The organism is Krasilnikovia sp. M28-CT-15 (assembly GCF_047159595.1).
In the GTDB taxonomy this organism is placed as follows: Bacteria; Actinomycetota; Actinomycetes; order Mycobacteriales; family Micromonosporaceae; genus Actinoplanes.
In genome coordinates this window covers 4644170-4657460 of sequence record NZ_BAAGAK010000001.1, presented here as the reverse complement: position 1 = coordinate 4657460, position 13291 = coordinate 4644170, and the positions used below count along the sequence as shown (strand labels likewise).

At 69.9% G+C, this 13291-nt stretch carries 14 protein-coding genes; 7 read left to right on the top strand and 7 right to left on the bottom strand.

Annotation, left to right across the window (positions count from 1 at the left end; translation table 11 throughout):
* Positions 1-32 precede the first annotated feature (32 nt).
* Complete coding sequence (locus ACMCNO_RS21200; protein ID WP_412751199.1) at positions 33-551, top strand: TrmH family RNA methyltransferase; 519 nt, start codon at positions 33-35, stop codon at positions 549-551.
* 55 nt (positions 552-606) lie between these two features.
* Here the strand turns inward: ACMCNO_RS21200 and ACMCNO_RS21195 are convergent, their stop codons facing one another.
* Positions 607-2892: a caspase, EACC1-associated type gene (locus ACMCNO_RS21195; protein ID WP_412751198.1), complete on the bottom strand. Its 2286-nt coding sequence runs from the start codon at positions 2890-2892 to the stop codon at positions 607-609.
* Positions 2825-3184 carry an effector-associated constant component EACC1 gene (locus ACMCNO_RS21190; protein ID WP_412751197.1) on the bottom strand — a complete coding sequence of 120 codons (360 nt, stop codon included), beginning with the start codon at positions 3182-3184 and terminating at the stop codon, positions 2825-2827. Before ACMCNO_RS21190 ends, ACMCNO_RS21195 begins: the two co-directional genes overlap by 68 nt.
* A 242-nt stretch (positions 3185-3426) precedes the next feature.
* On the opposite strand from ACMCNO_RS21190, the gene ACMCNO_RS21185 reads away from it, so the two are divergent.
* Complete coding sequence (locus tag ACMCNO_RS21185) at positions 3427-3765, top strand: DUF952 domain-containing protein (protein ID WP_412751196.1); 339 nt, start codon at positions 3427-3429, stop codon at positions 3763-3765.
* Positions 3766-3872: 107 nt separating this feature from the next.
* On the opposite strand, the gene ACMCNO_RS21180 is transcribed toward ACMCNO_RS21185, so the two are convergent.
* Together ACMCNO_RS21180 and ACMCNO_RS21175 are read right to left on the bottom strand one after the other, a co-directional pair.
* Positions 3873-4514, bottom strand: a complete 642-nt coding sequence (locus ACMCNO_RS21180; RefSeq protein ID WP_412751195.1) for a cyclodehydratase — start codon at positions 4512-4514, stop codon at positions 3873-3875.
* A gap of 152 nt (positions 4515-4666) precedes the next feature.
* Positions 4667-4939 (bottom strand): hypothetical protein, encoded by a 273-nt coding sequence (locus tag ACMCNO_RS21175; RefSeq protein ID WP_412751194.1) that lies wholly within the window; start codon positions 4937-4939, stop codon positions 4667-4669.
* Positions 4940-5061: 122 nt separating this feature from the next.
* Between ACMCNO_RS21175 and ACMCNO_RS21170 the strand changes: the two genes are divergently transcribed.
* From ACMCNO_RS21170 to ACMCNO_RS21160, 3 genes are all read left to right on the top strand, one after another.
* On the top strand, positions 5062-6645 hold the full coding sequence (locus ACMCNO_RS21170) for a phospholipase D family protein (protein ID WP_412751193.1): 1584 nt from the start codon (positions 5062-5064) through the stop codon (positions 6643-6645).
* 132 nt (positions 6646-6777) lie between these two features.
* Positions 6778-7404 (top strand): ClpP family protease, encoded by a 627-nt coding sequence (locus tag ACMCNO_RS21165; RefSeq protein WP_412751192.1) that lies wholly within the window; start codon positions 6778-6780, stop codon positions 7402-7404.
* Positions 7405-7441: 37 nt separating this feature from the next.
* Positions 7442-8056: a ClpP family protease gene (locus tag ACMCNO_RS21160; protein ID WP_412751191.1), complete on the top strand. Its 615-nt coding sequence runs from the start codon at positions 7442-7444 to the stop codon at positions 8054-8056.
* Here the strand turns inward: ACMCNO_RS21160 and ACMCNO_RS21155 are convergent, their stop codons facing one another.
* Complete coding sequence (locus ACMCNO_RS21155) at positions 8057-8437, bottom strand: helix-turn-helix domain-containing protein (RefSeq protein ID WP_412751190.1); 381 nt, start codon at positions 8435-8437, stop codon at positions 8057-8059.
* A 229-nt stretch (positions 8438-8666) separates the two neighbouring features.
* Between ACMCNO_RS21155 and ACMCNO_RS21150 the strand changes: the two genes are divergently transcribed.
* Entirely contained in the window at positions 8667-9920 is a 1254-nt protein-coding gene (locus ACMCNO_RS21150) for an MFS transporter (protein WP_412751189.1), read from the top strand.
* A complete protein-coding gene (locus ACMCNO_RS21145; protein ID WP_412751188.1) occupies positions 9848-10351 on the top strand; it encodes a MerR family transcriptional regulator in 504 nt (167 codons plus the stop codon). The genes ACMCNO_RS21150 and ACMCNO_RS21145 overlap by 73 nt, the downstream gene beginning before the upstream one ends.
* Positions 10352-10423: 72 nt before the next feature.
* On the opposite strand, the gene ACMCNO_RS21140 is transcribed toward ACMCNO_RS21145, so the two are convergent.
* Complete coding sequence (locus ACMCNO_RS21140; RefSeq protein ID WP_412751187.1) at positions 10424-10828, bottom strand: hypothetical protein; 405 nt, start codon at positions 10826-10828, stop codon at positions 10424-10426.
* 5 nt (positions 10829-10833) lie between these two features.
* The gene (locus tag ACMCNO_RS21135; RefSeq protein ID WP_412751186.1) at positions 10834-13200 is read right to left on the bottom strand and encodes a nitric-oxide reductase large subunit; all 2367 of its coding nucleotides are present in this window, start codon (positions 13198-13200) and stop codon (positions 10834-10836) included.
* Positions 13201-13291: the final 91 nt, after the last annotated feature.

Genomic DNA, 13291 nt, shown 5'->3' with positions numbered 1-13291 from the left:
GATTTCGTCCTGGCCGGAGCGGCCGACACCTGGTGACCCCCGCCGTGCGGGTCCGGCCGCGCCGTGAGCTGCAGGCTGCGCGTCGGCGCAGAGCACACCGCTGCTGGGGTCATCTCATCGCTGCGCCGCTGTGGCCGTTGCACGGCGCCAACCTCGGTACCCTGCTCCGTACGTGCGACGCCGTCGGTGCCTGCCTTGCGGTACCGCCGTTCCGTTGGGTCGACGAGGCATTGGCGCGTGGCAACACGTTGCGCCGGCCGAGCTGTGTGCACCGGGTCGGGAACCCGCTGAAGTGGCTGGCGACCGAGCGTGCCGCGGGCAGCCAGATACTGGGTGTGGAACTGGCCGACGAGGCGATCCGGCTGGCCGATCTCGGGCCCGCCCGGCGCCGGACGGTCGCCGTCCTCGGTCACGAGGCCACCGGCATTCCGCCCGAGGCCGTCGATCTGCTCGACGCTGCGGTGGAGATCCCGATGGTGGGTACGGGGCTGAGCCTCAACGTCGCCGTCGCGGGGTCCCTGGTGCTCTACCGCCTGGCCGGACTGGTGTAGCCGTCGGGAGCGGGCCGCCGTCGACGAGGCGGCCCACCCCCGGTCGCGCGGGCGGTCAGCTGATCCGGTAGGCCCGCATCTTCCGATCGGCGTCCGGGCACACGAGGTGGATCTGTGAAGCTCGGCAGTACATCGCCGCGGTCGTCAGGTTGCCGAGCTGGCGGCGTTCCCCCGTCCGCAGGTTGATGGTCAAGGCCGACACATCGCCGAGCTCCGGTCCCTCCAGGTGCCCGCGCAACAGCACCAGCCGATCCGTCAGTGGCAGCGGGACGACCTCATGCTCGATCTGCCGGACCGTTCCGGTCCTGGCGTCCAGGATGAGGACATCGTTGAAACCGGTACGCCGCGTGGTGACCATCGCTATCGTCTCGTCCCGGTAGCCGGGGCCCAGATAGAAGAACCCGTCCGACCGGAGCTCCTCGTTGACGTCGCTGGACCACAGCCGCCGGCCCGTGGTCGTCCTGAAGGCGACGAACCGCGTCCGTTCGCGGGACACGGGTTGCGCGGCGCAGATCAGGTCGGTCCCGCACACGTGGAAGGTCGGAACATAACCGGCCTGCGGCCGGAACGGCATCCGAATCTGCCATTGCCGGCGGCCGTTTCGGGCGTCGTACGCCGTCAGCGTCGCGTTCGCGGTGTCACCGGCCTCGTCTTCGGGGATCCGGGTGAGGATCACGCGGTCACCGACCACTGTCACGGTCCAGTCCAACGGCCCGGTGATCTCCGGTACGGGTGGCCGGTTGAGCACCTTGCCGGTCGCCGCGTCGCGGATCCGCAGCTGCGTGTCCTGTTCCCATACCCGGGAACTTCCGGCACCGGTCCATTCGAAGAATGTGGCCGGGTCCGGGTTCAGCGCGCCCTCCGCCATGGGGCTGTGGGTCGAGTCACGGTTCGTGACCGGCCGCATGATCACCGCGCCTGACCTCCAGATCGTCTGGCCGGTGTGCTCATCGACGAAGTGCCAGTGCGCCTCCTCGCCGTTCCCGAACTGAACGATTCCCAGGGAGTCCTTCAGCGGCAGGAACGCGGTGGCGCCGGACCTGCGCCACAGCAGTCGCCCGTCCGAACCCGACAGCACCACCAGGTCCGACCGCGCTGGAGCAAGCTCGGTCATCTCGCGGGTGAACTGGGCCAGCACCAGATTGTCGTGCACGATCAGCGTGTGATTCGGGCGCTTCCCCTTGTCGTCCTTGACGGGAATCGAGGCCCGCCATGTCCGCCTTCCGGTCACGGTGGAGGTCGCGGTGACGATGACCGCGCCGTCCGCGTCGGTCGCGGTGAATAGGGTGTTCTGCGTCATCTGCGCGTCGAAGGTGCCCCGTAATCGCGCGGGAAGGCCGGCGTCGAACGCCGCCACCACCGGGAGCAGCGGCGTCGTGCTGCGTGACGCCGCGGCGGGGGCCTCCTTCGTGGGTATCGGCGGGCCGGTCAACAGCAGCAACGGCAGAGCGAGGACAAGGGCCGCTCGCAACGCCCGCGTGCTCGGCCGTGCGGCGCGGCTGACGTGTTCCGGGGCGCTGGGCAGCGAGGGGTGGAAGGCCCGGTTCCGGGCGACCGCGATGGAGGCACCGTCGTTGCGGAGCGCGAGCTGGGGTTCCGGGTAGCTGAGACGGCGCAGTGAACGGCTGAGGTGGAGATGGATGGAGGCCATGTCCAGCAGCGGTGAGTCGTTCGGGACTCCGTGCTCCAGGAGCCGGATGAGCTGACCGGAGAATGCGGTGAACTGGGCACCCTCGGGGGCCAACGCCGGCGTCGTCTCGGCGGTGGCGGTGAGGATGGCGATGGCGCCTGGGGTCGTGTCCGCGGTGGCCTGCATGATGAATCGCGCCAGCCGGGCGCGGGAGGCCATCGCGCCCCGTAGCGCCTGACCGCTGAAACAGCAGTCCAGGATGACGATCTTGCGACGTGCTTGCGACAGGAGCATCTGATGTCGGACGTGCTCATAGGCGAGAGCGGACCAGACCTGCTCCGCAGAGGCGCCCGGCGTCGACAGGTAGCGGTCCATCGTGCTGGTCAGCCGGAGGATTCCGTGTCCTCCGTAGTAGAGCAGCAGGGTGTCCTGCGCCGCCGCGCTGGCCGCCACGACCGGTTTCATCATGGCGTCCGCGGATTCTGGTTGATCCACGACGGTGCAGTTTCCGGCTGGCAGACCCCAGATCGTCGGATCCTGGAGCAGGGCGGCCAGCCTGATGATGTTGTTCCGCACCGCGGGCAGGTCGTCTTGATGATCGTATTTGCTGACTCCGATCAGGACAGCACGTGACCGGCCGGGGTCAGCGAGTGCCACAGTCGCGGTCCGGCTCGGCGCCGTTGAGCGCCTTGACGATCTGGTCGATGTCATCGGGTCGCTCGCCGGTCATGGTGATCGTGGTTTCCCGGTGACGAATGGTGATGTCGGGGTTCCGTGGTCGGGTCGATCGCCAGGCGGCGATCGTCGCGAGCAGAGACCCCAGGGACAGGGCGTTCGAGAGGACAATGTCGACAACATCGAGTGACGGACCCATCTCGCCACGTGGAGCCGGGTGTACGGGGGCGAGGCTGATTCCTTGCCGTAGTTCGCCGGACATCTCGATCCAGTGCCGCAATGACGCGGAATCGGCGAGGCCGCCATCGGACGCGACGTGCACCAGCATGATCCATCTCCGCAGGGCGTCGGTCGGCGGGCTGAGCGAACCCGCCGAGGGCAGTAACGGTGTGGGGCATGCGGCGGTACGGAGCAGGCGAGGCATCCCGTTCGGCAGTGACGGCTTTCGGTCAAACGCTGGCCCTCCGCGGGGGATCTTGGTATTGATACCCGCCAATCGGCCCCACTCCCGTAGCGCGACGTGAGTGGGTCGCCTCGCCGGGACGGCGGCCCGTCTGGGATGGTGATCAGATGTTGATCTACAAGATCCTGCTGCCCGCCCAGTGGGCCGAATTCGAGGCCGCCGGGCGCTTCGACGGTTCTCCGGACGACCACCGCAGCGGGTTCATCCACTTGTCCACCCGGGAGCAGGTCGCGCACACCGCTGCGCGGGTGTTCGGGCAGGAACCGGTGCTCGTGGTGGTGGCCGTCGAGACCGAGGCGCTCGGTGAGGCTCTGCGCTGGGAGGAGGCACCCAACCGGGGCGAGGTGTTCCCGCACGTGTACGGGTCGCTGCCGAGGGCGGCCGTGGCGGCGGTGCACCAGGTTGCCGGTGCGCCCGCCGTGAACGAGGCGCTGCCGCGGCAGTGAACGCGGCGTTCGGCGTCGTGACCTTCCGCTGACGACAGCTCATGTCTGGTACGCCGCCGACGGATGCATCCGCCGGCGGCGCCAGCCGACTCTGTCAGCCGCCGGCCCTATGCGGAGACGACGGTGCTGGTCAGCACCGGGCTGGGAGCGGTGTAGCAGTGCGCCGGAACGTCGATCCCGCCGAACAGGATCTTCACGTTCGCGGTGAAGGTCAGGCCCGGATCGGCGTACGAGGTGCCGGCCAGCGTCGAGGTGATGGTGCTCCCGGCCGCCGCGGTCGCGGTGACCGCGAGGTGGATGGTGGGGAGCTGGATGGTCGATCCGGCCGCCAGCGGACCAGGCACGGTGAGGATGACCAGGCCGTTGCTCACGGACGTCGTGGGTATGCCCGTGCCGAGGTTGGACCCGCCCGTCAGCGTCACGCCGCGCAGCGCGGTCCCGCCGGGCACGGGTGTTCTGACCTGGAGGTCCTTGAGGAAGCGGATCGTGTTACCGCCGGCCGATGCGGGGATCGTCACGGGGGACGACTCGGCGGAGATCTCGAAGTCCGACCCGGCCGGGACGCTGGTGGGCGCGGAGCCCGTGATCGGGGTGTCCAGGTTGAGCTGCTGCGGCCCGCCGATCGGCGGCTGGGCCTGGCAGTCCCAGGTCACGGCCACCGGGTCGGCCGTCGCGGGGGCGCTGATGCTCAGGGCGGCGACAACGCCGAGGGCGCAGCTGGCGAGGGAGATGCGGAACGGGTGGGGCATGGCGGCCTCCTTGCCGGAAGGGCTCGGGGGGTGGAGCCCTCTCGGACGAAGCATTACGGAGCTGTTAAATCCATACAAGTCAATGAACGAGAATTCTTCGGATTCGACAACCGGGCGGATTGGCGCAGATCCCACTCACGGCCGATGGGGCGTCAGCGCCTGGGCAGCGCTTCGAGGAAGATCCGCGCCTGCTCCCGTACCTCGGGTTCGGGAGCGGTGAGGCAGGCGGAGACCCCACCGGCCAGCAGGTCGGCGTAGGGGGAGCCGGCCAGCTCGCGGTAGACGCGAAAGACCCAGTCGACCGGAAAGCAGTCACTGCGCAGGGACCCGCCCACGGCCCCCAGCAGGGCCCGGTGCGCCAGGTCCGCGAAATCTGTCTGCTCGGTCAGCTCGACACCGTCGACGATCCGGGCGGCCGGGCTCATGACCGGATCGTAGTGGGTCGGCTGACCCGGACGAGTGCAGGCGGGGACCCCGCGGGCCTGTGGTTGGGTACGGTGCCAAGTGGGCACGACAGAGGTGACGTCCATGCCCCGGGGTGTATTTCATGCGAATCGACGACTGGTTCCTCACCGACCGCGAACGCGGGAACCCGGCCACGAGCCTGCCCGCGTGGTGCGCGGGAAACCGTGCCGAGCCGCTCGTCCACGGATCCACGTACTTCGCCCGCCTCGCCGAGGAGGTCGCCGCCATGGCGGCGGGCGACTACGTGTTCTTCACCGATTGGCGGGGTGACCCCGACCAGCGGCTGACCGACGCGGGACCGACGATCCGTGAGTTGCTCGTGGCCGCCGCCGAGCGGGGCGTCATCGTCAAGGGACTGGTCTGGCGCTCACACCTGGACGCCATCCAGTACAGCGAACAGGAGAACCGCCACCTCGGCGAAGACATCGAGAAGGCCGGCGGAGAGGTGCTGCTCGACCAGCGGGTACGCGTCGGTGGATCGCACCACCAGAAGCTGATCGTGCTCCGGCACCCGCGCGATCCCGCCCGGGACGTCGCGTTCGCCGGTGGCATCGACCTGTGCCACAGCCGCCGCGACGACGCCGGGCACCAGGGGGATCCACAGGCCCTACCGATGGCGCAGGTGTACGGCGAGCACCCGCCGTGGCACGACGTCCAGCTGATGCTGCACGGGCCGGTCGTCGGTGCGCTCGACGACTGTTTCCGGGAGCGCTGGCAGGACAAGACCGCGCTCGACGCCCGCCGTCCGCTGGCCTACCTGCGGGACCGGATTTTCGGAGCCGACCTCTCGGTGGGGACGCTGCCGGCACGGCCGCCGGATCCGCCGCCTGCCGGGCCGCACCTGGTTCAGGTGCTGCGCACGTACGCGGACAAGCATCCCCCGTATCCGTTCGCCCCGGACGGGGAGCGCTCGATCGCCCGCGCGTACATCAAGGCGGTGCGCCGGGCCAGGTCGCTGATCTACGTCGAGGACCAGTACCTGTGGTCGGCGGAGGTCGCGCGCCTGTTCGCGACGGCGCTGCGCGAGAATCCGGAGCTGCATCTGATGGTGGTGGTGCCGCGGCACGCCGACGTGGACGGCCGGTTCGCCCTGCCGCCCAACCAGGTCGGCCGGGTCCGGGCGGTGCAGGTGTGCCGGGCGGCAGCGGCCGACCGGGTGCACGTGTTCGATGTGGAGAACCACGCCGGAACCCCGGTGTACGTCCACGCCAAGGTGTGTGTGGTGGACGACACCTGGTCGAGTGTCGGCAGCGACAACCTCAACCGGCGGTCGTGGTCGCACGACAGCGAACTGTCCTGCGCGGTCCTGGACACCGAGCTGGATCCGCGCGAACCCGCCGATCCCGGCGGCCGCGGGGACGGTGCCCGGGCCTTCGCCCGGTCGCTGCGCCTCGAGCTCCTGCGCGAGCACCTGGACCGCGCCGACGGCGACGACGCCGACCTGATCGACCCCCGCCAGGCTGTCGAGGTGGTCCGCAAGGCCGCCGATGCGCTCCAGTCATGGCACGACGGCGGGCGGGTGGGCGAGCGACCACCGGGCCGCCTGCGGCCGCACCGGCCCGAGCGGCTGCCGGCCCGGACCCGGATGTGGGCCGCGCCGCTGTACCGACTCGTGTACGACCCGGACGGAAGACCGTGGCGGCTCCGTCGGCGCCGCATGTGGTGATCTCCCGGGCCGGATGCCTCGGTCGCGTTCGGTCGTCGCACGTCGTCTGCTGACAGCAGATCGGCTTGGTCCGCGGCCACCCACGACCCGATGGTGGAGCCAGCACGTCCGGCCGAGCCTGAGGAGAACGCCATGACCCATCCCACCGCACCGGCCCCCTGGAGTGCGGGGTCCATCGACGACCAGGTAGCCGCCCGGCTGCTGCATCAGCGCATCATCGTGCTCGGTGCCGAAGTCGACGACCAGATCGCCAACCGGATCTGCGGCCAGTTGCTGCTGTTGTCCGCGGAGGACCCGCGCGGCGTCGTCAGCCTGTACATCAATTCGCCGGGCGGGTCGGTCACCGCCGGGCTGGCGATCTACGACACCATGCGGCTGATCCCCAACGACGTGAGCACGCTGGCTCTCGGCCTGGCCGGCAGCATGGGGCAGTTCCTGCTCACCGCCGGAACCCCCGGCAAGCGGTTCGCGCTGCCGCATGCGCAGATCCTGATGCACCAGGGCTCGGCCGGCTTCGGCGGGACCGCCGCCGACGTGGAGATCTACGCCAACCAGCTGGAGCGGCTCGGTCAGACGCTGCTGCGGCTGACCGCCGAGCACACCGGGCAGGGAGTCGACACGGTCGAGCGGGACAGCCGGCGCGACCGCTGGTTCACCGCCGAGGAGGCGCTCGCGTACGGCCTGATCGACCACCTCCTCGACAGCGTGCAGGACGTGCGCCCGGCGATGGCCCGGCAGCCGATGGGACTGAGCGCGTGACCGGCCGCGGGAACAGCAACCAGAAGGAGAGCACGGCATGAGCCAGTACACGATCCCGACCGTGGTGGAGAAGACGCCGAACGGCGAGCGCGCCTTCGATGTGTACTCCCGCCTGCTGTCGGACCGGATCATCTTCCTCGGCACCGAGATCGACGACGGTGTCGCCAACGTGGTGATCGCCCAGCTGATCCACCTGGAGTCGTCCGGCGAGCAGGAGATCGGGCTGTACATCAACTCCCCGGGCGGATCCTTCAGCGCACTGACGGCGATCTACGACACCATGCATTTCGTACGGTGTGACATCGCCACCATCTGCGTCGGGCAGGCGGCGTCCGCGGCGGCGGTGCTGCTCGCGGCCGGAACCCCGGGCAGGCGCTCGGTGCTGCGGCACGCGAAGGTGACCCTGCATCAGCCGTCCAGTCAGGCTCGCGGCACGCTGCCGGACCTGGCCGTGGAGGCCAAGGAGGTGGCGAAGGTACGGGGCGAGATGGACCGGATCCTCGCCGAACACACCGGCCATCCGGTCGCCAAGATCAAGGCGGACACCGACCGCAGCATGACCCTGTCGGCCGCCGACGCCGTCGCCTACGGCCTCGCCGACCAGGTGATCACGCGGCGGGACACTCGCGCTTACCGGCTGGACGCCGCCTGATCAAGCGGCCAGCAGGACGACATCGCCGGAGTACGCGGCGCGCGGCGGCGCATGCCTGCGCGGCGACCGTGCCGGTGTTGGCGTCCGGTGCAGGCGGGCGGTGTCGAGCCGCAGGACGGGGGCGCGGTCGACCACGAGATCGCGCCCCACCTCGGCCAGCAGGTCGGCCAGGTCGATCTGCAGCGAGTCGCACACCGCGGCCAGGATCTCGGAGCTCGGCTCCTTGCGGCCGCGCTCGACCTCCGACAGGTACTGCACCGAGACGCAGGCTTCCCGCGCCACCTCGGCCAGCGTGCGGCGCTGCGCCTGCCGGTGCCGCCGGAGAACCTCCCCGACGAGGGTGCGCAGCAGGGGCCGGGATCGCCGACTGATGTCCGCCATGGGCTGACCGTAGTGAACCGCGACCGTCGCGGGAACCCGCCGGACCGCGGTTCAGCCAGCAGCGTAGCGGCCACCCCGCCGCCGCCGGGTGGTGACGGGATGCGGCGGGATGGCCGCGTCCGTGTCTCCGGGCACGCCGGTGTTGACCTTACATCGATGTCAGTTCCTAGGGTGCGGACCGTTCTCCTCGTGCAGCGAAGCTTTCGGAAGGCTCCCTATGGTTCACCGTGTGTCTGCTCTGTCGTTCCTGGTCATGCTGACGATCGGGACCGACACGTTCGTGGTGGCGCCGCTGTTGCCCACCCTCACGAACGCCTACGGCAACGATCCTGCCGTGGCCGGCTGGATGGTGTCGGCGTACGCGGTCGGATACGCGGTGTTCGCCTTGCTGGCTGGTCCGATCTCTGACCGGCTCGACCGCAGGACCGTGCTGGTCTGTGGGCTGGTGGCGTTCGCGGCCCTCACCGCGGCCTGCGCGCTGGCGCCGAGCTTCCGGTGCATGGTGACGCTGCGCTTCGCCGCCGGGGTCGCCGCAGCGTTCGTCACCCCGCAGATCTGGGCGTCGATACCCGTCCTCGTGCCGCCGAACCGGATCCTGCGCACGATGGGATACGCGACCGCCGGTCTGTCGATCGCGCAGATGGTCGGTGTGCCCATCGGCAGCTTCCTGGCCGCGTGGACCTGGCACGCGCCGTTCCTGGTCATCGGCGCGTTCGCCCTGGGGGTCGCCGGTGTGGCCCGGGTGTTGCTGCCCACGATGCCGGCGCCCGGCGGGAGCTCGCGCACGGCACGGACCGGTACGTACGCCACGCTGCTCAAGGCGCCGACGGCGCCCTCGCTGTTTCTCGGCTACCTCCTCTTCCAGACCGGGAACTTCACGTCCTTCTCCTTCATCGGCACCTGGCTGACCACCGGCTTCGGCCTGTCCGTGGCGCAGATCGGCGCCGCAGTCGTGCCGCTCGGTGCCGCGAACGCGGTCGGCTCCCTGTTCGGGTCGCGGCTGGCGGACACGCTCGGACCGGAGAACTCGCGACGCCTCGCGATCGGTGCGTTGGTCGCGCTGTACGCGGTGCTCCCGTTCGCGCCGAGCCTCGCCGTCGCGGTCGCCCTGCTCTCCGCGATCTTCCTGATCGGCGGGTTCGTCTTCCCGGTCTTCATGGTGACCATGCAGGGGCTGACCACCACCGCGCGCGGCACGGTCTCGGCGCTGACCAACTCGACGATGTACGTGGGGACCACCGTCGGCGGTGTGATCGGCGGGTTCCTGATCACCCGGTTCCCCGGCTACCACGGCATCTCCGTGGTGGTGATCGGGCTGCTGGCGCTCTCGCTCGCCTGCTTCCGCAACGCCGACCGCGCGGCGTCCCGGACAGCAGAGGGGAACGCGCCGGCGGACGAGGGAGTGAGAGGATGCGTTGCCGCAGCGCGCGGACTCGCCGGAGGGAAACAAGCGTCCGGCTGCCCAGCGGGACCGGGCAGGTGAACGAAGAGGGGGCAGCGCCAATGCAGATCGGGGAACTGTCGAGGCGGACGGGCGCGAGCCCGCGCTCCCTGCGGTACTACGAATCGGTGGGCCTGCTCACGTCCCTGCGGGCCGGCAACGGGTACCGGGAGTTCGCCGAGAGCGCGCTCGAGCAGGTCATCAGGATCAAGCTGCTGTTACAGGTCGGCCTGGACATCGCCGACATCGTGGCGGTGCTCCCGTGCATGGATACCCCGGTGACGCCGCGGTGCGCGCATGCGCGGCGCCGCTACGACGAGCAGATCGAGCGCATCGAGCAGCAACAGGAACTGCTGGCGCAGGCGAAGGCGCTGCTCACGGAACTACGCACCAACGGCGCTCCCACCGAGTCGCACCGCGCGGTGGGTCGCATCCGCGCTGTCAGCGGTAATGTCACGGCCGGTATTCGCTGATCAGCCCGCCGGGCAGCCCCGCCGACGGCAACACGGTCGCGCCAGGATCCTGTGGTGCGGACCGGACCGGGCTCAGGACTCCGGCGGGGCGGCACCCGGTGCGGGGACCCGGTCGGCGGCGGGCCGGGACTGCGCCGCGCGTAGCAGCGGGTGCAGCGCGGCACCGGCGATCGCGGCGCACCCGGCCAGCAGGATCGCTTCGCCGGGCCGGTGATGCCGGATCAGTTGCGCGACCGTGACGAGCAGCGCGGCGAGACAGGCGACGGCGCCGACCGCGCTGTGCAGCCGACCCGAGTCGCGGTGCGGGAAGGCATCCGACGGGGTGGCCGGTATGGAGTCCGGGTGCTGCGCCCGGTAGCCGGCCAGCATCCGGCTGGACCAGGCGCTGGGGTCACGGCGCCCGAGCCGGTGCAGGCCGATCGCGCCGAGCGTCAGCAACAGGCTGTAGACGGCGGTGAAGGCGACCTCGAACGGCATGCCGGTCACCGCTTCGACAGTTCGCCGGCCGCGGTGGCCTCATCCGGTTCCGGACTCTCCACCTCGGTGAACAGCATCAGGTCCGTGGCCTCTCCGTCGCGGCTCGACGGAACGGCGGCGCGCTCGTCGGCCGGTGCGCGGCCACCGCGGAGCCCGTGGAAGGCCAGCCACAGAATGGGCAGCACACCCCCGACGATGAAGACCACATCTCCGGGCAGCCGCAGCCACTCGAACAGGGTGTTGGTGTCGTTGGTGAGGAACTCCATCGAGCGGGCCTCGAAATACCCGGCGTCCACGGAGTGGTAGAGCTGCAGGATGCCCAGCGGCAGCAGCGTCACGAACGCCATCCAGGCCAGGCCGCCGTTCAGGCTCCAGAAACTGATCTTGACCAGCTTGTCGTTCCAACGCTGGGCGGGCACGAGGTAGCGCAGCGCGAACACGGCGAACCCGAGGGCCAGCATGCCGTAGACGCCCATCATGGCGGCGTGGCCATGGTTGGCGGTCAACGCCGTGCCGATCTCGTAGTAGGAGACGATCGGCAGGTTGATGAGGAAGCCGAACACACCGGCGCCGAGGAAGTTCCAGAACCCGACGGCGACCAGGAACATGACCGCCCAGCGGTGCGGGAACGCGGTGGCGCTGCGGGCCTCCTGCCGGGCGCCGAGGCGGATGAAGCTCCACGCCTCGACGGTCAGGAAGGTCAGCGGAATCACCTCGAACGCGGAGAAGAACGCCCCGAGGGCCAGTGTCTGGGCGGGTGTGCCGCTGAAGTACCAGTGGTGGGCGGTGCCGATGACGCCACCCGCGCTGTACAGGACGATGTCGAGGAAGATGACCGTCAGGGCGATCCGCTCGCGGACGACTCCCAGCAGGACGAAGACGTAGGCGACCATGACGGTGGTGAACAGCTCCAGGAAGTCCTCGACCCACAGGTGGACGACCATGAACCGCCAGTAGTCGGTGATGACGAAGTCGTCCCGCTGGTTCGCCATGAGGCCGGTCGCGTACACCAGCGGCAGCGCGAGCGCGGCGAAGAAGAACATCCAGGGCATGTTGGCCCGGCTCTCGGTGGCCAGGCGCCCGCGCAGTCCTCGCCAGAGGATCGCCACCCAGAAGACCATGCCGACGGTGAGCAGGATCTGCCACAGCTTGCCGAGGTCCAGGTACTCGAAACCCTGCATCCCGAGCCAGTGCCACGCGCCCTGCAGCCCGCCGTGGATGCCGATCGCCTCGCCCGCCAGGGAACCCACGACGACCACGGCCAGTGCGCCGAGCAGCGCGTAGGCCAGGACGGCCTGGCCCTTGGGGTCCGGCCGCCGGGTGATCATCGGTACGAGGAAGATCCCGGCCGCGAGGAACGACGTCGACACCCACAGCAGGGCCAGCTGTACGTGCCACGTGCGGACCAGGTTGTACGGCAGCCAGTGGTCCAACGGGATGCCGAAGAAGCTGGACAGGTCCGCGCGGTAGTGCTCCGACGCGGCGCCGACGAGTGTCTGCACGAGGAACAGCGCGGCCATCGTGAAGAAGAACCACGCGGTGGCCCGCTGGGCACCGGTCAGCCGGACCTTCAGTGGATCGCGGAAACGCAGTTCCTGCTGGTCGCGGCCCTGCCAGCCGAGCCAGTTCCATCGCCCGAACGCCGCGAACAGCGCCCCGGTGCCGCCGAGCAGCGCGATCAGGCTGAGCACGCTCCACACGACCGTGTCGGCGGTGGGCCTGTTGCCGACCAGAGGTTCCGACGGCCAGTTGTTGGTGTAGCTGTGGTTGGTCCCGGGCCGCTCGGCGGACGCGGACCACGCACTCCAGGCGAAGTAGGCGGTCAGCTGCCGGATCTGCGTGGGATCGATGATCGCGTTCGGGCGCAGGCCGGTCTTGCCGGCCGGGCTGCCCAGCGTCTGCGCATAGTGCTGGATCAGCGTGTCGAACGCCGTCGCCTGCGCCGTGGAGATGGTCAGGGTGCCGGTGGCCGTGTCGTAGCGGTTGGACCTGAAGTCCTCCCGGGTCCGCTGCGCCGCGGTGTCCGAGGCGGGGCCGCCGTAGCTGTCGCGCACCACGATGGCCGAGCGGCGTAGATAGTCGGCGGTGAAGTCCGGACCGAGGTAGGCGCCGTGGCCGAAGATGGAGCCGAACTCCATCAGCCCGTTGCGCAGGAAGATCTCCTGGCCGGACCGGACGTCGGCCTCGGTGAAGACGGCCCGGCCGGTGTCGGTGACCACCCGCTGGGGCACCGGCGGTCCCTGCTGGTACGCCTGGAATCCCATGAGGACCAGACCGAAGAACCCGCAGATCGAGATGAGCGCGGCGGCTTGGATCCAGCCCCGGCCGATGAGCAGGCGCCGACGTGTCGGCGGTGCTGACGTTGTCCCCACTGTTTCCTCCGGAAACCGGCGTGGCGATTGGAACCGCAACGATCCTCAGACCACGCATACCGCATGGGGGCCGGGAATCCGGTGAACTCGC